At 43.5% G+C, this 19,934-nt stretch carries 19 protein-coding genes; 6 read left to right on the plus strand and 13 right to left on the minus strand.

The window, feature by feature from the left end; translation table 11 throughout:
• Nucleotides 1-73 precede the first annotated feature (73 nt).
• The 3 genes from T3H97_RS22030 to T3H97_RS22040 all read right to left on the minus strand — a co-directional run bounded on the left by T3H97_RS22030 (nt 74) and on the right by T3H97_RS22040 (nt 3,010).
• Nucleotides 74-1,024 carry a glycosyltransferase family 2 protein gene (locus tag T3H97_RS22030; protein ID WP_328802867.1) on the minus strand — a complete coding sequence of 317 codons (951 nt, stop codon included), beginning with the start codon at nt 1,022-1,024 and terminating at the stop codon, nt 74-76.
• A 39-nt stretch (nt 1,025-1,063) separates the two neighbouring features.
• The gene (locus T3H97_RS22035) at nt 1,064-2,005 is read right to left on the minus strand and encodes a glycosyltransferase family 2 protein (protein ID WP_029519255.1); all 942 of its coding nucleotides are present in this window, start codon (nt 2,003-2,005) and stop codon (nt 1,064-1,066) included.
• 204 nt (nt 2,006-2,209) lie between these two features.
• On the minus strand, nt 2,210-3,010 hold the full coding sequence (locus T3H97_RS22040; protein ID WP_272639134.1) for a DUF1836 domain-containing protein: 801 nt from the start codon (nt 3,008-3,010) through the stop codon (nt 2,210-2,212).
• Nucleotides 3,011-3,233: 223 nt separating this feature from the next.
• On the opposite strand from T3H97_RS22040, the gene T3H97_RS22045 reads away from it, so the two are divergent.
• Both T3H97_RS22045 and bacA read left to right on the plus strand, forming a co-directional pair.
• Nucleotides 3,234-4,604: a hemolysin family protein gene (locus T3H97_RS22045; RefSeq protein WP_039273784.1), complete on the plus strand. Its 1,371-nt coding sequence runs from the start codon at nt 3,234-3,236 to the stop codon at nt 4,602-4,604.
• Between the two features lie 127 nt (nt 4,605-4,731).
• Entirely contained in the window at nt 4,732-5,529 is a 798-nt protein-coding gene (gene bacA, locus T3H97_RS22050; protein ID WP_272639136.1) for an undecaprenyl-diphosphate phosphatase, read from the plus strand.
• A gap of 141 nt (nt 5,530-5,670) precedes the next feature.
• Here the strand turns inward: bacA and T3H97_RS22055 are convergent, their stop codons facing one another.
• The 8 genes from T3H97_RS22055 to T3H97_RS22090 all read right to left on the minus strand — a co-directional run bounded on the left by T3H97_RS22055 (nt 5,671) and on the right by T3H97_RS22090 (nt 12,094).
• Nucleotides 5,671-5,997: a thioredoxin family protein gene (locus T3H97_RS22055; RefSeq protein WP_025721930.1), complete on the minus strand. Its 327-nt coding sequence runs from the start codon at nt 5,995-5,997 to the stop codon at nt 5,671-5,673.
• Between the two features lie 154 nt (nt 5,998-6,151).
• A complete protein-coding gene (locus T3H97_RS22060; protein WP_328800882.1) occupies nt 6,152-7,063 on the minus strand; it encodes an aldo/keto reductase in 912 nt (303 codons plus the stop codon).
• A 163-nt stretch (nt 7,064-7,226) separates the two neighbouring features.
• Nucleotides 7,227-7,970, minus strand: a complete 744-nt coding sequence (locus tag T3H97_RS22065) for an alpha/beta hydrolase (protein WP_328800883.1) — start codon at nt 7,968-7,970, stop codon at nt 7,227-7,229.
• Nucleotides 7,971-8,003: 33 nt separating this feature from the next.
• A complete protein-coding gene (locus tag T3H97_RS22070; RefSeq protein ID WP_328800884.1) occupies nt 8,004-8,984 on the minus strand; it encodes a siderophore ABC transporter substrate-binding protein in 981 nt (326 codons plus the stop codon).
• Between the two features lie 12 nt (nt 8,985-8,996).
• The gene (locus tag T3H97_RS22075; RefSeq protein WP_328800885.1) at nt 8,997-9,755 is read right to left on the minus strand and encodes an iron ABC transporter ATP-binding protein; all 759 of its coding nucleotides are present in this window, start codon (nt 9,753-9,755) and stop codon (nt 8,997-8,999) included.
• On the minus strand, nt 9,749-10,699 hold the full coding sequence (locus tag T3H97_RS22080; protein WP_328800886.1) for an iron chelate uptake ABC transporter family permease subunit: 951 nt from the start codon (nt 10,697-10,699) through the stop codon (nt 9,749-9,751). The genes T3H97_RS22075 and T3H97_RS22080 overlap by 7 nt, the downstream gene beginning before the upstream one ends.
• A complete protein-coding gene (locus tag T3H97_RS22085) occupies nt 10,689-11,642 on the minus strand; it encodes an ABC transporter permease (RefSeq protein WP_129550005.1) in 954 nt (317 codons plus the stop codon). Before T3H97_RS22085 ends, T3H97_RS22080 begins: the two co-directional genes overlap by 11 nt.
• 323 nt (nt 11,643-11,965) lie before the next feature.
• On the minus strand, nt 11,966-12,094 hold the full coding sequence (locus tag T3H97_RS22090; RefSeq protein WP_328800887.1) for a hypothetical protein: 129 nt from the start codon (nt 12,092-12,094) through the stop codon (nt 11,966-11,968).
• A 308-nt stretch (nt 12,095-12,402) separates the two neighbouring features.
• Here T3H97_RS22090 and T3H97_RS22095 point away from each other — a divergent pair, with 308 nt between their 5' ends.
• Nucleotides 12,403-13,080, plus strand: a complete 678-nt coding sequence (locus T3H97_RS22095; RefSeq protein ID WP_328802868.1) for a response regulator transcription factor — start codon at nt 12,403-12,405, stop codon at nt 13,078-13,080.
• Nucleotides 13,077-13,994, plus strand: a complete 918-nt coding sequence (locus tag T3H97_RS22100) for a sensor histidine kinase (RefSeq protein WP_328802869.1) — start codon at nt 13,077-13,079, stop codon at nt 13,992-13,994. Before T3H97_RS22095 ends, T3H97_RS22100 begins: the two co-directional genes overlap by 4 nt.
• A 680-nt stretch (nt 13,995-14,674) precedes the next feature.
• Here the strand turns inward: T3H97_RS22100 and T3H97_RS22105 are convergent.
• A complete protein-coding gene (locus T3H97_RS22105) occupies nt 14,675-14,803 on the minus strand; it encodes a hypothetical protein (protein ID WP_328800888.1) in 129 nt (42 codons plus the stop codon).
• A gap of 254 nt (nt 14,804-15,057) precedes the next feature.
• Nucleotides 15,058-15,186: a hypothetical protein gene (locus T3H97_RS22110; protein WP_328800889.1), complete on the minus strand. Its 129-nt coding sequence runs from the start codon at nt 15,184-15,186 to the stop codon at nt 15,058-15,060.
• Nucleotides 15,187-16,544: 1,358 nt separating this feature from the next.
• Here T3H97_RS22110 and T3H97_RS22115 point away from each other — a divergent pair.
• Both T3H97_RS22115 and T3H97_RS22120 read left to right on the plus strand, forming a co-directional pair.
• Complete coding sequence (locus T3H97_RS22115) at nt 16,545-17,222, plus strand: ABC transporter ATP-binding protein (RefSeq protein ID WP_165179307.1); 678 nt, start codon at nt 16,545-16,547, stop codon at nt 17,220-17,222.
• Nucleotides 17,219-19,768 (plus strand): ABC transporter permease, encoded by a 2,550-nt coding sequence (locus T3H97_RS22120; RefSeq protein ID WP_328800890.1) that lies wholly within the window; start codon nt 17,219-17,221, stop codon nt 19,766-19,768. The genes T3H97_RS22115 and T3H97_RS22120 overlap by 4 nt, the downstream gene beginning before the upstream one ends.
• The last annotated feature ends 166 nt before the right edge of the window (nt 19,769-19,934 follow it).

Below are 19,934 nucleotides of genomic sequence, written 5' to 3' on the forward strand. Positions count from 1 at the left end.
GTTACGTCCAACTCCTGTTCCTTATTAAGCCTCTCGTCTCTATGCTCACATTGCGTCTTTTGACGCACCTCCATCAGCCTACCGTTTTTTTGGAATTGCGTTCAGTCAACTGCCCGCCAACGGGCTCCTTTGGACTTGAAAAGATCTCTTTCAACGCTCTTCTATAGCCTTGAATGGCAGTATGATTTTTCTTGGGCTTTTCTCTCAAAATCTGATACAACGTCGTCCAGTATAGTGCTGCATAACCAATCGGCCCAGATCCCTCGTCACGCAGCAAATGAATATGATTCATCACCCGCATATAAGTAACCTGCTCCATATTGTCGCGCGAGGACGGCGATTCGTGATGAAGCAGCGTAAGCGCTGGGTTAATGTATAACGGACCGCTTTTCATCGCGATGCGCGAAAGTAATAAATCCTCGCCTACGCTATAGCTTTGCAACCAAGGTACAGGCTCCAGACTACGAATCGCCTCACGGCGAAATGACATATTGCAGCCATGGAAAAACTGGGTTCTAAATGTCTTTTTTGCCTTATGCCAGTTATACATCGAGCCGGACTGACCGCTGAGGGACAACCTCCCTTTGGACAAAGACTGCTGGAATGACAGCAAGCATCGAATCGTTCCCATGAAGCTGTTACTCATTCCCTGTGCAATACCGCCGACACCAGCGGCCTTCGGGTAAGCCTCATAGGTACGCATCAACTCATTCAAATAGTTGCTCGGCAGCTCAACGTCATCGTCAAGGAACAAAATGATGTCACCCTGCGCAAGTTCAGCTGTCTTTACACGAGATAACCATAATCCTGGCTGCTCCTTGCGATGATATCGGTAGGTAATTCCCGCTCTGCCCAACTGACGCTCATAACGTTCCAGCACATGCTTTGGCAGTTCTCCGTCGTCAATAATCCATAGCTCGGTTTCACATGCCTCCGGTGCTCCCCCAATGGCAATTGAATTGATGCATCGGGTCAGATCATCAACCCGATTTCGGGTGCACAGAGCGATGGACAAGCTTAACATCATACTCCCCCTTTATCCTGTCAATGTGTATAAAACGGATTACTGAACCGCCGGGCCTAAATATTCGTTATATTTTTGCTTGCGCGGGTTCAGAATGAACAACACCCCCTGCTTGTATCCATCTGCGGCATTAAAATTGCGACGCAGCGTTTCTTTGAGCATCAAGTAGGATAAGGTCCATAAAAGGGCTCCATACTGAATCACTCCAGCCTTTTTCAAGGCAAGAAAATAATAGTGATTAATCGCTGTAGCCTTGGCTACTTTGCCCGCCTTATCGCGCGAGCTCGGAGATTCATGATGAATGATGGTTAAGTCAGGATTGATAACCAATTTGCCGTAACGGCTCGCTAACTGGCACATGTACAAATCGTCAGCCACAGCATAACTGGTCATCCACGGATACGGCTTCATGTCCCGAAGCGCATCCCTCCGAAATGACATATTGCAGCCATGGAAAAATTCTGTATCGAAAACCTCCGTTGCTTCGCCCCAACGCAGCAAAGAACCTGCCAGACTACTAGGCGAGAGCTTGCCGAGGGATGAAGACATCTGAAATGTCAAAACGCCCAGCAGCTTTCCTGCCCGGCTCGAATGTAATCCCTTTGCAATCCCTCCAACACCCACAATCGTTTTATCCTGATCATAGGTATCGAGCAAGCGCCGGATATAGAGTTTATCGTCCAGTTCTGCATCATCGTCAAAATACAGCACAATATCATACCGCACAAGGGACAAGGCCTCATAGCGGGATAACCAAACGCCGGGACGACTTTTTTTATAATATTTCAAAACGCTTTGAGGCAATCCGGATACCATGTGACGGTACTGCTCGATCTGTTGATCGGAAATATCGCCGTCATCAACAATCAGCAGTTCTACAGCCGTATGCTCCAATTGCTGCTGTACTGCTATAGATTGTATACAGCGTGTCAGGTCTTCGATCCGGTTGCGGGTACAAATGATGATGGAGACATCGGACATGCCATTACCTCCTGTGTGTGTATCCAGATGCTTTGGAAGAGATATTCAAAGTTTTTCCAATTGCTGGATTATATATGTTTATTGTATCTTTGACAGCGTTTTAGTGTATATACCTCTTTTGTATACTTTTTCAGTCTCCAAAAGGGTAGACAATCCTCTAAAAAGAGCAAAAAAATAGGATTGGCTTCTAATGCCAATCCTGATTTACCCTTGGAAGTCCAGAAACAACGTCGCATTCACATACCGACGTGCCATGGACAAAAAATAACTATTTTGCACCGCTACTGCTGCCACCAACAAAGTATTACGCACCGCTTCACACTGGTTAGGGGTCAAATGCTGTAAACGACGGGTGTATTGATCAGCCGCCTGAACCAGCAGCTCCTCTGTCGCACCTTCCTGACGCTGCTGTCCTGTAACGGAATTTCCGTTGTCCTTTGCATAGCCTGCTCCAGCAACATCGAGCAGTTGGTCTCCATTCGCATCCAGCTCCTCAAACAAAGTTGAATAGGCGGCGTACAAATCGACCGGCTGAATCAGATCGTCCGTATCATCTTCGGGTTGTTGGAACAGGATATGAAATAGCTGACGAATGGATTCAAAATCAAGACATGATTTTAAATCTTCTACAATGAGCAATATAGCTGCCTGGTTGACCGAGTATTTTTTGCCAATCTTCGGAGCGCCGAGAAATTCCTTGAAGTCGCGTTTGACCCAATTTTGCATAGAGGCCAGTGAGACATGGCTGTATTCGACCAGTTGACCCAGGGAAACGATCTCCTGCAGCGAAAAGGCTGCGCTATGCTTACCCTTGATGATTTTATCTAGCACAGGTGTCACGTCGGTGTATAAAAATGTCGGCATCGTGCTCCCGGAGCGGGCGAGATGGCTATGAGTTCGCCTCCAGGCGTCCTGTAGAACGGCCAAAGGCTGCAATTCGCGGCGACCTTCCATGGCCAGCAGCAAATGGGCCATATCACGACGAGTAAGGGTAAAAGACTCCATCTGCTTTCCTCCCTTTATTACATTTCAAGTTCATTTGAACTCATCATACGCCCTCAAACTAGGCTTGTAAAGTGAAGCAATGAGACGTGCGGGTTCTATTATGCCTTATTTTCCGTGTAAATTGGAGGTAGGTGACCTGCTACGATTCCATATGAACCTTGTATATTTTCTTTTAAGTTCTTACAATAAGTTCAAGTGAACTCAAAATGGAGTTCCTTAAAAATTGAACGAAAAAGGGATGAGTGAAAATTATATGGGTATAGGTGTCAGTCTATTTTTGTTTGCGGTGTTGATTTTATTTAGTGCTTTCTTCGTGGCTACCGAGTTTGCGATTATTAAAATCCGTTCCAGCCGGGTCGATCAGCTGGTCGTGGAGAACCGTAAAAACGCACTGGCGCTACAAAAAGTCGTCAATAATCTGGACGGCTACCTGTCCGCCTGTCAGCTTGGTATTACGATTACAGCGTTGGGACTCGGCTGGCTCGGTGAACCGACCGTAGTCAAATTGCTGGAGCCTCTCTTTCAACAGCTCAACATCAATGGGGATTTTTCACATATCCTGGCCTTTATTATTTCATTCGTCATTGTAACTTACCTGCACGTGGTGATCGGTGAACTGGCTCCCAAAACATTGGCGATCCGCAAAGCGGAAGCTGTCAGTCTGTTAACCTCTCCAGTCATCGTGTGGTTTAACCGGATTATGTATCCGTTTATTTGGCTCCTTAACGGCTCGGCCAATCGTCTGGTTCGTCTGTTTGGTCTTCAACCGGCTAGTGAGCATGAAGAAGCGCACTCTCAGGAAGAAATTCAGATCATTTTGTCCGAAAGCGTGGAAAGTGGTAAGATCAATAACACCGAATATGGCTACGTAAATCGTATCTTTGCTTTTGACGAGACCGTTGCCAAGGAAATTATGGTGCCACGTACAGATATGGTATGCTTGTTTACGAATCGCTCGCTACAAGAAAACATGCTGACTATTCACGAAGAGCAGTATACCCGTTTTCCGGTGGCGACAGATAGCAAGGATCAGATCATTGGTATGATTAATACCAAACAGCTCTTCCTAGAGTATGATCGCAATCCCGAGCTTGTTTTCGACAGCCTGATTCAACCGATCTTGACCGTTCCAGAAGTTATCCCCGTCAACACGCTGCTAAAACGTATGCAGAAGGAGCAGGTTCATATCGCTCTCCTGGTCGATGAATACGGTGGAACCTCCGGCCTCATTACCATCGAGGACATTTTGGAGGAGATTGTTGGCGAAATTCGGGACGAATTTGATAAGGATGAACGGAAGGAAATCGAGAAACTGACGGAGAACAGTTATTTGATGGATGGTAAAGTGATGCTTTCCGATCTGAGTGATCTGACTGGCTTGACATTGGACGATGAAGACGTGGATACTGTCGGAGGGTGGGTGTATAGCCGGGTTCCGGAACCTAGACAGGGCAAGGAATTCATAGAAGAAGATGTGAAATTTATCATTCGTGAAATGGGTAAAAATCGTATTCGTCGGGTGGAGATTATTTTACACCACACATCCCCCGCATCTGAATTGGAAGCAGAATCGGACACTTCTTCCCGGGAGTGAACCGTGTGACCTGAGCGTTTATCTTTGCACTTGTGACACTTGCGTTCACTCCTACTGAAATGACATATTTCCAGGGCAAACGACTTAGGTCGTTTGCCCTGCACGCGTATAAGGAGGAGCTAGTAAAGTGGATATTTTATCTTCTATTATTATGGGAATTATTGAAGGACTGACAGAGTTTTTGCCGGTCTCTTCGACGGGTCACATGATCCTTACGGCTGATCTTCTAGGATTAAACACAGAGAATGATACGGTCAAAACGTTTGAGGTTATCGTGCAATTAGGTGCTGTGCTGGCAGTCGTCGTATTATACTGGCGCAGATTCCTGAGCCTGTTTGATTTCAGACGCAAAATCTCGAGCCAGCCACGTCTAAACCTGTTACATATTATTTTAGCCATGATCCCTGCGGGCCTGATTGGTGTATTGTTCCGTGATGTAATTAAGCAATACCTGTTTGGTCCTGAAACGGTTCTCTATAGTTTGGTCATCGGAGGCCTGTTGATGATTGCGGCCGAGAAATTTCATCCGCCCATTAGATCACATACGTTGGATGAGATCACGTACAAACAGGCTTTTACCATCGGTGTGTTCCAAGTCCTAGCTCTATGGCCAGGCTTCTCCCGTTCAGGCTCAACCATGTCTGGGGGCCTATTCGCACGTGTAAGTCATACGGCAGCCGCGGAATTTACATTCCTCGTATCTGTTCCGGTCATGCTGGGTGCATCGGGTATTGATATGATTAAAAGTATGGATCATCTGTCTATGAGTGATTTTCCGGTGTTCGCAGCAGGCTTTATTACTTCCTTTATCGTCGGGATGCTGGCGATCAAAACATTCCTCGGTCTGCTCAAACGCTTGAGCCTGACTACGTTCGCCATTTACCGCTTCGTGCTGGCGGCTGTGTTCTTTTTCATTATTTTATAAGCCATTGTTTGGTACCAATAACCAATAACCAATAACTAAAAAGGGATATCCATAGGATCTGAATGATCAGCCTTGGATATCCCTTTTACTATTTTGCAGAAAGGATAGATCGTACTGAACGATCCCTATCATGCGTTCTGATTATTGTTTGGATTCCAGCGTAGTCAAATATTCCGAAATTTGAGCTGGCGTTTTAGCGTATTTGCTGTGCAAATGAGCAATTTTTTCGCCATTACGGAACACGAGCAGACTCGGAATGCCGCGCACTTGATTTTCGTCGGCAATCGGCTGGAATTTCTCTGCATCAAGCGCAAAGAAACGCTTATCCGCGTTTTCCTCAATAATGCCGTCCATAAATTTATCCAGTGTCTTGCAATCCGGACACCAGGTTGTATCAAATTTCACGACAGTCAGACCGTCACCGTTAATTAAATCCTGATATTGCTGCTGAGATTCGATGCGTTCCATTCGTGGTCCCTCCTAGAGTGTATTTATAACGTCTCCATATTCACATATGAATTATAAATTATAAACCGAAGCTTATTCTTATATTGTAATGATTCTTTTATAAATTGCAACTGGGATGGGTACATGTTTGACACTTGTCCTGTTATTGCTCGGATCAGCGGTATTGCGCATCATAACGATTGGCTCGGCTGATTTGCTGTAGTGTCTGCCGCTCTTGTTGAGTTAGCGGTGCAATATCCGCAGCAGAAATATTATGCTCCATTTGTCTCAAAGAGCTTGCACCCGGGATCACAGCAGCGACAGTCGGAAGTGAAAGGCTATAACGGATCGCTGTCTGACCCATACTACGGTCCGCCCCTGCAAATGCCTTTAATTGCTTGCGCACATCTAGCAGCTCTGCTTCATTGTAGTCCAGATATCCCTTGGCTACCTTTCCTTCCCCTTCGTCAGCCAATACACCGCTGGCCACGGGTCCACGTGCAATCACGCTGATTCCCCGCTCCTGAAGCAAAGACAGTACCTCTACCTCTGCACGTCGGTCCAGTAAACTATACTGATTCATAACACTAACGATATTCGAACGTTCGACATATTCACGGATAACATGAGGGCGAATCGAGGAAATACCATAATAACGGATGACGCCATCCCGCTGTAGTTGCTCAAAAGCCTCTATGGTTTCGTCCATCGGATCGTCAATCGTCCCTCCGTGCAGCTGATACAGGTCGATGTAGTCCGTTCCAAGTCGGCGTAGGCTCTCTTTAACAGCAGACAGAATATATTTCTTGGAGGGGTCCCATCCCCAGCCCTCCTGCCCCGGTAGACGCCGATTGCCGACCTTGGTCGCCAGGATGACCTCCTGTCGCCGTCCACGGATCGCTGCACCCACAATTTCTTCATTGCGTCCGTGCTGGTACAAATCCGCCGTATCCAACAGGTTTACGCCCCTGTCTAACGCTTCATGAATCAAGTAAACACCTTGCTGCTCCTCCGTACCGACCGACATACATCCCAAGCCAATCTCACCTACCAGCAAATCCGATGATCCCAGGCGGTTTTTCTTCATTGTTGTCTCCCCTCACTTCCATGACGTATAACTTAAAATTTTTAACATTTCTCTATTATACGAAAAATACATACAAAAAAAACAACCCCAAAGACATAGAGACTCCACGCTCTCCAATCCTTTGAGGTTGTTGTATGAGATTCGTATCGTATTCCATCCCATGCTATCCGAACAGCCATTGGACGGCCTTAGGAAATTGACGTTGAAAACAATCCACACGATGCACCGCATCCTGATCCAGCTCAAGAAGCACATCTTTTGCATCCAGTCCCTGGGTCCTCAGCACCTCGTGTGCCTGGAGAGTCAGCGGAACCATATCTTTTTGTACATTCGTCTTCCCTTCACCTTCACGGGTCCCGACAGATATATAAAAGCGCTGTGTCCCATCCCTCACAGTTACACAAGATGCAGATTGCATATAATCAATCATACCCGGATACCAATACGAGCCCGAGATCGAACCGATGCGTCCGAATACATCCTTATACTTGAAGACGGCATACATAGAAATTAATCCGCCCAATGAGGCGCCGATGATGCCCGTATGCTCCAGCCCAGTTTGCACAGGATATCGTGCCTCGACGTATGGCATTACTTTTGTAACCACAAACGCCAGATACGCATCTCCGCCACCGCCAAAAGCAGGTCTTCCCTCTACTAGAGCAGCTGCCTTCCAAGGCGTATAATCATTCAGCCGATTCACAGGCTGAATCCCTACCAGCACGACACGGGGCAACTCTCCCGTAGAAAAACCTCGTTCCAGCTCATCCAACCCGCTTAGAAATAAAGAGCTGCCATCCTGTACATACAGCACAGGATACAGCTCATTATGATTCACGGAGACGGGAGGTGTATAGACGTGTACAAGGTACCCATCTAATGGAATTTCATCTACATGACCTTTCATCCTACACAGTCCTCCATGATGTGAATATATTCGTTACAGTGCAGCATCCATTTCCTTGATCATTTCAGATACGGATTCCAGACCATTACCTGACAGATACCAGTAGTTAGGATCAAGGTATACAATATGACCGTTTTTAAAGGCATTGGTTTTCTTCACCAGTTCATTTTCAATGGTTTGTTTGCCTGTAACCTGTTCCTTGCCTTCTTCGACCACCACAGCGCCACGGTCAACGACAAAAATATAATCCGGATTTTTTTGCTGTACATATTCAAAAGAAACCTTTTGTCCATGCGTGGATACTTTAATGTCAGGATCTACAGGGGTTACGCCAAAAGCATCATGAATGATACCGAAGCGGGATTGTGAGCCATATGCGCTCAGGCTTCCTTCATTCGTCAGCACGATCAGTCCTTTAGCTTTGCTTGCTACAGCCTTGTCATGTACGGCCTTGATGGAGCTATCAATAGCAGCCAGTTCCTGTTTGGCAGCATCCTCTTTATCGAAGATTTGACCCAATGTTTCAACGTTTTTCTTAAAGGAATGGATATAATCCTTGGTGTCTACAGCCATCGAAATGGTCGGTGCAATTTTACTCAACTCTTTATATGCATCAGCTTGTCTACCACCGATGATGATCAGTTCAGGAGAGAGGTCACTGATTTTCTCGTAATCCGGTTCAAACAGCGTGCCCGCACTTGCATATTTGGAATCTTTATATTTGCTCAAATACGTAGGAAGATCCTGCTGCGCTACTGCCGCAACGTCAACACCCAGCTTATCCAGCGTATCCAATGAACCAAAATCAAAGACAACGACATTTTTGGGATTAACTTTGACTTGGACCGGGTTTTCATCCAGTGCGTGTTTGACCGAGATAGTTTTGGATTCCGTTGTTGCAGCAGAGGAGCCGTTTCCAGTCGCTTCCTGTGTTGCCGGAGCTGCTTTGCCACAGGCTGACACGATCAGTACCAACGCAAGCATCAGCGTTAAAAACATCATATTTTTCTTCATTTAACATTCCCCCTAAGTGAAATAAACGCAAATTTTATGGTCACCGATCTGTTGAATCGGAATATCCATATCGTACAAATCCTTTAATACCTGACTATCAATCATCTCGTCAGCCGTTCCTTGTTTTAGCAACCTTCCATCCTTCATCCCCACAATATAGTCTGAATAACAGGATGCAAAATTAATATCGTGAAGCACAACCAGAATCGTTTTGCCCAGATCATCCACCAAAAAGCGCAACGTCTTCATAATCTGAACCGAATGCTTCATATCCAGATTGTTCAGCGGCTCATCCAGCAGAATGTATTCGGTGTCCTGAGCCAAAATCATGGCAATAAAAGCCCGCTGTCGCTGTCCCCCACTGAGCAAATCAATATGCTTGTCTTTCATATCCTCCAGTCCCATGTAAGCCATAGACTGCTCCACCATTTTGCGATCCTCGCTGTTCAATCTGCCCTTGGAATACGGAAAACGGCCGAAGCTAACCAGATCCTTCACGGTTAAGCGGATATTGACATCGTTCGTCTGTTTTAAAATAGATATCTTCCGGGCTAGCTCCTCACTTTTCGTCAGACTCACGGCCTGCCCGTCAATGAGGATTTCTCCCTCATCACTGTCAGTCAGGCGACTGATCATCGACAACAAGGTGCTTTTTCCAGCGCCATTAGGTCCAATAAAGGAGGTAATCGTACCTTTAGGTACAGTGACGGATACCTGATCCACCACATTTTTATTCCCGTAGCGTTTGGATACGTTTTTGACTTCTACCATGATTTATTCTCCCGCAGCAAAAGGTACAGGAAGTACACCCCCCCGATAAAGTTAATAATGACGCTGACCGTTGTCGATAAGTCGAATACTCTTTCTGCCAGCAGTTGGCATCCTGCCAACGCAATGACACTGACGCAGATAGAGGCCGGAATAATATAACGATGCTGATAGGTTTTCATCACCTGATAAGCCACATTGGCCACAATTAACCCTAGAAACGTAATCGGCCCGACAAGCGCTGTAGAAATGGAAATGAGTATGGCTACGATAACCAGCAGTCTTTTAATGATAAAACTATAAGGGAGCCCTAAATTAATCGCATGCTCTCGTCCGAGCGACAGCACGTCCAGATACTTGATGAATCTCCACGCATAAGCAAATACGAGCACAAGAATGAATATAGAAAGCCACAGTAGCTCGGTGTTTACATTACTGAAGCTGGCAAAGCTCTTGTCCTGGATTTTCGCAAATTCGTTCGGATCAATCAGTACCTCCATAAAGGTAGACAGACTGTTGAATAGTGTGCCGAATACCAGACCAATCAGCAAAAGTACATAAATCCCGCGTCCATCTTTGCGGAAAATTAATTTGTATAGCAGTCCTGCGAACAGCACCATCAGCCCCACTGACAGCAAAAAGTTCAATTCTTTGCTGGTCGAAATGAAGGGTACGGAACCAAATGCAAAAATAATCGTCGTCTGAATCAGCATGTACAGTGAATCCAGTCCGATAATACCCGGAGTCAAAATCTTATTATTCGTAACCGTCTGGAAAATAACGGTTGCAAAGGCAATGGAGCCACCTGTTAGAATGAAAGCTGCGATCTTTTTTAATCGTCGTGGCAGAGCGTAATGCCAGGTATGCGGAAGATCTATAAACACGAAAGCAGCAATCAACACAAGCGCGGCAGCGGCTAATATGCCAATTTTTAATTTAAGATTCATAAGCCCTTCTCCTCAGCAGCAAATACAAGAACAACGCGCTCCCGATCACACCAACCGTAAGCCCTACAGAAATTTCATACGGATAAATGATCACCCGTCCCAAAATGTCGCAAAACAGCACAAAGACGGCGCCCAAGATCGCTGTATGGGCCAGGCTTTTTTTCAGATTATCCCCCATATACATGCTGACTAGATTGGGTACAACCAGCCCTAAAAAGGGAATCGTCCCAACGGTTAAGATGACAACAGAGGATACCAAAGCCACGATCACCAAACCGACATTGACGGTGCGCTTGTAATGTACACCCAAGTTGGCCGCAAAATCCTCACCCATTCCTGCAATTGTGAAACGATTCGCATATATGTACGCCAATGCAACCAAAGGAACACTAAGATATAGCATCTCGTAGCGACCACTCATGATTAGAGAAAAATCCCCCTGCATCCACGAAGAAATGCCCTGGATCAGATTGTATTTGTAAGCAAAAAAGGTCGTTACCGAATTTAAAATGCCTCCAAACATCAAACCGACAAGCGGGATAAATACCGGGTCCTTGAAACGGATTTTATCCAGTATTTTCATGAAAATCAGTGTTCCCCCTAGAGCAAATCCGAAAGCCGTCAGCATTTTCGTCCAAAATCCCGCCGCTCCAAACACCATAATAGCCATCAGCACACCCAATCGTGCCGCATCCATCGTCCCTGCAGTGGTGGGCGATACAAATCGGTTCCGGGTAAGCTGCTGCATAATGAGCCCACAGATGCTCATACTCGCCCCTGCGATAATGATGCTGATCAAACGTGGGAATCTGCTAATCAGGAGTACCTGCGCCTGATCGTTGGTTAAGTGGAACAAATCAAGTGGAGTTACATCATGAACACCAATAAAAACCGAGGCGAAAGCCAGTACCAGAAAAGCCAGTATTAAATAACGCAATTTCATCTCTAACTAAGGGAGCCTGTCCAATAACTTGTACCAAGCTTCGGCCCTGTCCTCCCCTCCAATAATGATAATCATTATCAAAAATCAACTAGCATAAATTATATCAGTGATATTGTATCTGTCAAATTTTCTGAGGGTTTAGGGTACAATTAAAAAACTGCGGAAACTTTTTGACCGCAAATTTTTTTATAAGAAGTAGTGCTATTTTAATCTTTATAATGCAGATGTTGCTATGTAAATGAAAAAGAAGAAGTATCTCTACCTCTTCTTTTCGTGGTTATTGTTAACTTTTTTAGCTTCTCAGAATAAATTTTAGTTACTCACTACCACCATGGAGAATTATGTGCGCTACAGTGAGAGCCTTCATCACAATCTGTATGACATGAACCACCACAATTCTCTTGCACTTCCATATCAAAATCTGCGTTCACCAAAACCTCAAGCTTTTCCATGATTACCTCGCCTCCTTTCACTTCTAAAAATACCATTGAAATAACCCTAGACTTCCCTATTGTAAAAAAACAGATCTTTTTTTGTAAAATTAACCACTTTTCAGATGCCAGCATTTTATTATTTCAGTGATACTTTCACTCTTTTATGAAGAGTTTCCAAACAGTCCAGATAAACAATAACAAATCAGAGCAATATCCTGTAAACTGGAAGTAGAATATTGCTATGACCTTCTTTAACATTTTACCGTGCGCTGCTTTCGAAATCTCAACCCACAGTGGCACCATTATCAAAAAATAGGAGGAAAATGATGAATCACATATTAATCGTCGAGGACGATATCGCCTTGAGTAACGGTATTGTTCTTGCTCTTAAAGAACCTAACAACGTATTTGTGCAAACGTATGACATAGCTACTGCAAAAGAACAATTGAACGTCACTGCCTTTGACCTAATGATTCTTGATGTAAATTTGCCGGATGGAAACGGGCTTGATCTTTTAACAGATATACGAAAAAAAACAACTATACCCATCATCGTTCTGACTGCGAATGATATGGAAACAGATGTCGTCACTGGTTTTGAGCTGGGTGCTGACGACTATATCACCAAACCCTTCAGTCTTATGGTACTGAGAGCAAGAGTTGGCGTTCAGCTAAAGAAATCCAGATACTCGCTTGCAGACTCCATTCAGCTCGACAATTTTTCCTTTTCATTCGAGAGGATGGAATTTACTAAGAATGGTACGCCCATTGAACTAAGTAAAACTGAACAAAAATTGTTGCGCATCCTAATCGATAATCGAGGCAATACTGTATCTCGCGATCATTTAGTAGACAGCATCTGGACTGATGGAGCTGAGTATGTAGGTGAAAACGCCTTGTCTGTTACAGTAAAAAGGCTACGTGACAAGCTCGAGGATCATCCTTCCTCCCCACAATATATTAAAACGGTTTACGGGCTGGGCTACACATGGGCGTTGAAATGACAACACTCCTATATATATGTATTGGAATTGCCATTGTTGCTGTATGCACCGCTGTGTGTGCTATTATGCTGTATCGCAGGAGCATCCATAAAACAATGAAAACTATTGAGAACATGCTGGATGCCGCGATAAATGGCAGCTTCTCAGAGGATGTCTTTGATGAATCCGTTCTTTCTTCAATAGAAGCTAAATTTGTGAGATTTCTTTCCATTTGTTCCGTGTCCTCCAAAAATCTGCTTGCTGAAAAGAATAAAATAAATGAGCTGATTTCCGATATTTCACACCAAACGAAAACACCATTGGCCAACATCCTGCTTTATTCCCAACTACTTAGCGAATACGAACTATCACAGGATACCTCCACTTGTGTGAAAGCTCTATCTGCACAGGCCGAAAAGCTTAACTTTCTGATCCAGGCATTGTTGAAAACATCGCGGCTTGAAACGGGGATTATCACGGTAGCGCCAAGACGAGAATCTGTTCAAAAGCTCCTGCACAGTGCAAAGGAGCAAATTATGCCAAAAGCGGATGGCAAAGGCATCTCGGTTGTTATGGAGAATACGACGATTTATGCTTGCTTTGATCTGAAATGGACGTCCGAAGCAGTCCACAATATTATGGACAATGCTGTGAAGTATACAGAAACCGGCGGAAGCATTATCATAAATGTGATTGCGTATGATTTGTTTTGCCGGATCGATATTACCGACAATGGTATAGGGATTGCAGAAGAGGAAAAGAGTAAAATCTTTATGCGTTTCTATCGCTCCCCTACCGTAAACTCACAAGAGGGTATCGGGATTGGACTATTTTTGGCTAGAAAAATCATCGTTGCTGAAGGTGGCTACATCAAGGTACAGTCACGCTGTCGCAGTGGCTCCACCTTCTCCATTTTCCTTCCCATGGACAAATAGTTCTTTCAACACCGTTAGATTTCAGAAAGGCTGTTAGAGGATTGATATGGTAAAGTCTGTATTGCAGGGCGTCACAATACAGACTTTTTTATGGAGGAGAACGTATAGGGCTCTATTGAAAACTCAAGAGTTGAAAAAGTACTATGGCCAAACAGGAATTGTCAATGCATACCTCATATTTGGTAATAACTTGAATCTGGGAGAAAAACAAAAATGTGACTCTGGAAAACGCTTATCCCCTTGAGGAAGCCCCGCCGAATTATATGAATCATAATATCAACTTTCCCCATCTATTTCCACCAATCTAGTACGGATACGAGAAAGATCATAGCGCTAACTTTTGCTTTGCTGATAATCATGCTTATCGACTACTTGATCATCTACAATTTAGCGAAGCTTCACGGATGCCAATTAGCTCCATGAGTTTCGCTATTGACATTTGCGGAGATTTCCAAACGTTAGGGGAACAACCCCCCATGACGGCAGCCGCGCAGAACATGAAGAAGGGTGTTCCACCTGAATTGCCTAGAGGTATATGGGCAATACTCTACTTTCCCAGATATGATGCAAAAGAAAGAGCCCACGTCTCAAAAGACGAGGGCACCAGACAAACTAAGAAGTGTTCCTTACTTCTTCCTTTTCATTGGTCAACTAATACCGAGTTAGACAAAATCATTCTTTCAAAAAAATGGCGTGGTATGAGAGCTACAATATCCATTGGGTTCGGTACAATCATATTTGCAACTAGAACCATCACATTGTACTTCCATTTCAAAATCCATAATTTCTAAAACCTTAACTTTTTCCATGAATCCCACCTCCTTTCACTATTATAATGTCATTAAAAATATCTCTAAATATTCTATTGTAAAAATCAGTATGTTATTGGGCATAATTAGTTTATTATACAATGTTTACATCCAGGGACAATACTCTACTTTCCCAGATATGATGCAAAAGAAAAAACCCCGTCTCAAAAGACGAGGGCACTAGACAAACTAAGAAGTGTTCTTACTTCTTCCTTTCAGGGGTCAATTAATACCTGATTAGATAAATCATTCTTTCAAAAAGATTCGAGGAAATGAACGCTACAATGTCCATTGTCATCAAGACAATCATGTTTGCAATTATTAGGATCACACTGTACTTCCATATCAAAATCCATGTTTTCTAAAACTTCAATTTTCTCCATGTTAATTCCACCTCCTTTCACTATTAAAATATCATTAAAGATACCTCCAAATTTCCTATTGTAAAAATCAGTATGTTATTTGACATAATTAGTGGCTTATGCACTGTTTACACCTATCCTGATATTTAAAATAAGGCCATAAATTCACGTTTATTCATTATTTGAGTTTTTCCAACAAGACCGTCGAAGTCTCACTTTTTCAAAATAATTGAACTCATTGATTTGACAAGCATAGCATGGAAAAACAACGTTTACTTCTCTCCCTTCACGAGAACATGCAGTCACTAACTTTACAATGCTTTACAGACTGAGATTCCCTTTAAGTTATCCAAATATAGGGCTACCAACATGACGACTGTAAGTGAAATACTGACTCTGACTCAAACCTGACTATATATTGGTGATACTAATCACCTGAACGACTTCAGGAACAGAAAACAATCGTCATTTGGCTTCGTGATGACGCTCTACTCCGCCTCCAAAACCGGATTCATCTATTAGATTCGAGATATCACTTGCCGGTTGATGACACCTCAGTGTTCGTTCCAAGTGAGAGCATCAGACGATAATGTTTGGGGATGCTGAAGGTAAAGGAATTAGAGTGATTACTGTTTAATAGCTGATTCAAATCTTATCCAATGTAATTATTATTTCTTTAATTAGGTTACTTATTCTGAGTTAACCATAGGCGCGATAGATACATAAAAGAAATGACACACCCAAATTTTTTATTTAGTTCCCGTTTTAAGACATTGAAAGACCTAGGCTATAATCTGCTCTCGGTACTCTTCCAGAGCCAGCCTTTTTAATGGTTATGTATTTCTCCTGTATCCAGATTTCCGAATACTTTTTAGCATGTCGCTTGCCCATCTCAGCTTCTGCTCATACCTACCTGACTAATATCCACTGGACCATTAGCCTGAATTCACCGTGTTGCTGGTGTTTGTGCATCCATCCTTTTAATTGATGTCGACCTGTAAATCGATGAACTCTATCTTAATTTTAACCGTATACTCATTAAATTTTGCTGGAATAAGAAATGTGGAGAGACGGACTGTCAAAGTTTCAATTTTCTCTGTGATCCTCTCATCTCTTTTTGCTTTTATAATATCAATACCATTATCATCCCTTCATATCCTGCAAGTGTAAATATCTTTTGATATAACAAATATCTCAGACAGAGTCTGTCCCTTCTACATTTCCCAACACCCATTACAATCTGATCTTTCTACTCTCACTCAATAATCTTTCAACTCTGTTAGATTTCAGAAAGATTGTAGAAAGAAAGAGGTATTATAATAAAATTTGTGTTGTAAGCAATTATGATGCAGATATTTTTATTGGGAGGAAAGCAAAAAATGAAGATATTAGAAACCAAAGGACTAAGAAAAACTTACGGTATAGGAGATACTGAGGTTCATGCGTTGGATGGAGTCAACATGGAGGTAGGCGCTGGGGAATTTGTGGCTATCGTTGGTACATCCGGCAGCGGGAAGTCCACCCTTCTGCATATGCTTGGTGGGCTGGATCGGCCTACAAGCGGAAACGTCACCGTTGACGGCAAGGATATCTATTCTCTGAAAAATGAAGAATTGACCATTTTCCGCCGAAGAAAGATTGGCTTCGTGTTTCAAAATTATAATCTAGTTCCAGTCTTAAATGTCTACGAAAATATCGTGCTCCCCATTGAACTGGATGGGAAACAACCAGACAAAGCCTATCTGACCCAAATTACGAATACGCTGGGGCTTGAGAACAAATTAAATAATCTACCGGGTAATCTTTCAGGAGGGCAGCAGCAGCGGGTAGCCATTGCGAGAGCACTGGCGACGAAACCAGCCATTATTTTGGCCGACGAGCCTACTGGCAACCTGGACAGTAAAACCAGCCTGGATGTCATAGGGTTGATCAAGGTATCCAGCCAACAGTTCGCCCAAACGATGGTGATGATTACTCATAATGAAGAAATCGCGCAGATGGCAGACCGCATCATCCGCATTGAGGACGGTAAAATAGTAGGTGGTGCGACCCGATGATCAAAGTAAAAAACAGTAAGGCGGTTCGTAATTTATCAGATAAAAGTTTAAAAGCGAATAAAATCCGCAATATTATTGCGATTATCGCTATTGCCTTAACCACTTTGTTATTTACATCTCTGTTTACTATGGGAATTGGCGCGATGGAAAGTTTCCAGCAGGCAACGATACGACAGGTTGGTGGGAAAGCGCATGCTTTTATCAAATATATCAACGATGAGGAATTTAATCAGATCAAAGACCACCCTCTTATTAAAGAGATAGCATATAGCCGCGTGTTAAGTGAAAAAGTGACAAACGAGCAATTTTTAAAGCGTCGTGCGGAGTTCTGGTATCATGACGATGTAGGGCTGAAGCTAGGATTGATTGAGCTAGAAAAAGGCCACAAACCAGTGGCAGAAAATGAGGTTATCGCGGACTCTAAGACCCTACAGTTACTGGGTACTCCCCTGAAAGAGGGCGCCCCATTGACCTTGAAGCTTGAGGTTCACGGCAAAATGGTACAGCGTGAATTTATCCTCTCCGGCTGGTGGAAGAGTGACCCCGCCGCCACGATAGCCAGAGGTCAAATTTATGCTTCTAAAGCTTATGTAGATGCCCATGCCGAAGAATTACGCTACACATATAAGCAGGACCATGATATGACCGGAGCCATCAATGCAGATATCATGTTTGATAACAGCTCGAACATGCAAGAAAATCTTAATAAAGTGATTACAGAAAGCGGTTATTCCCTGGACAAAAATGCACCGAACTATATTAACGGTAATATTAACTGGGCGTATCTTTCCAACACTTTTAGTTCGAACCCTGAAGCCGTCTTTCCCCTAGCAACTGGTCTGTTACTGATCATGCTTACTGGCTACTTGATCATCTATAATATTTTCCAAATCTCGGTGATGCGTGATATTCGTTTCTACGGTCTTTTAAAAACCATCGGCACAACCAGCAGGCAAATCAGCAGAATCATCCGAAGACAGGCATTATTTCTTTCCTTGATCGGAGTTCCCGTCGGCTTGCTCGCAGGTTTCTGGGTCGGCAAATCACTTACCCCTCTGCTGCTTATGAACACTTCTATGCACGCAAATGCTGAGGTAACCATATCCCCCAGCCCATGGATTTTTATCGGCTCCGCTCTGTTTGCAGTCATAACAGTTATGATCAGTGCATATAAGCCTAGCAGAATTGCGGCAACTGTGTCTCCGATTGAGGCAGTAAGATACGTAGACGGAGCTACCAAAAAGGATAAGAAAAAACTAAAAAAATCAACTAACGGTGCTAAAATGCCGCTGATGGCTCGAGTCAACTTAGGGCGCAATAAGAGGCGGACTACTTTGGTGCTGCTTAGCCTTTCTCTAGGTCTAGTGCTACTGAATACTACTTTTACATTATCCCAAAGTCTGGATATGAATAAGTATGTGTCTAAAAGCCATGACACTGACTTTCTAATTGCACATGCTGATTATTTTCAAGAACATTTCACAGGCCATGACAATGCAACAACGGAAAGCTATATTAAGGCCGTACAGGCACAACCCGGTTTTGAAGAAGGTGGACGATTGTACAGTGGCAGCAATCTATTCGCTATCGAGCATAAAGATAACAAAGAGGGGAAGGGGGAAATCGTCACTCCTGACGCTCGCGGCAACTTATCTGCAATAATGTATGGGCTTGAAGATCTCCCCCTTCACCGACTACAATTAATTGATGGTGAACTTGATTATGGCAAGCTAGCTTCGGGAAAGTACATTCTGGAAGGAGTCTGGTTAGACGATTACGAAAATCCTGAAATGAAACGATCCGTATACAAAGTAGGTGAAAAGGTTACTCTTCATAACTATATAGACACAGCAAATGCCCAAGAGTATACGAGCCATAAATTCACAGTTCTAGGTCATGTCGGAATAAAATCATCCAATTCTGGTGTAGACGTTGCTAGTTATACTGACTTCTATCTCCCGGCGGATATCTACAAAACGTTTGTCAAGAAGCCTGTAGTGATGAGTTACGCCTTCAATGTATCCGACAGTAAAGAAAAAACGATGGAGAGCTTTTTAACGAATTATACCGAAGCAAAGGAGCCCGTTATGGACTATCGGTCCAAATCCACCGTAATTGCCGAGCTTTCAGGTATGCAAAAAACAATTCTGATGATCGGTGGTACGCTCAGTATTATTATTGGTGTGATTGGCATTCTTAATTTTGCAAACGCACTTCTAACTAGTATTCTGACCCGGCATCAGGAATTTGCTATACTACAAAGCATTGGCATGACCAACAAACAATTAAAAACAATGCTTGTTTATGAGGGTCTGTACTATGTCCTCGGCACCAGCATATGCTCCATCTTATTAGGAAGCCTACTTTCCGTCTTGATTGCGAAACCCTTGAGTGCCCAAATATGGTTTATGAGTTATAAATTTATTATCTGGCCGCTGATCCTCGTGTTGCCTGTTCTGCTCGTGCTTGGGATCTGTCTTCCCCTTGCTATTTATTCTCTGAGCGACAGGAAAACTATCGTAGAACGACTGCGAACAGCAGAATAAATACCTCCTAGTCAAGAAAAGAAATGACCTAGCAAAACTTCTGGCTAGGTCATTTCTTAGTTACTCACCTCTATAGTTTGTACTCGTTCCCTAACCTCCCTGAAATTAATTATAATAATGAGAAAACAGAGAAAATGCATACGTACCACCTTCAAATTGAACTCTG

Origin of the sequence: Paenibacillus sp. LX16 (assembly GCF_036252815.1) — a bacterium.
Lineage (GTDB): Bacteria > Bacillota > Bacilli > Paenibacillales > Paenibacillaceae > Paenibacillus > Paenibacillus polymyxa_B.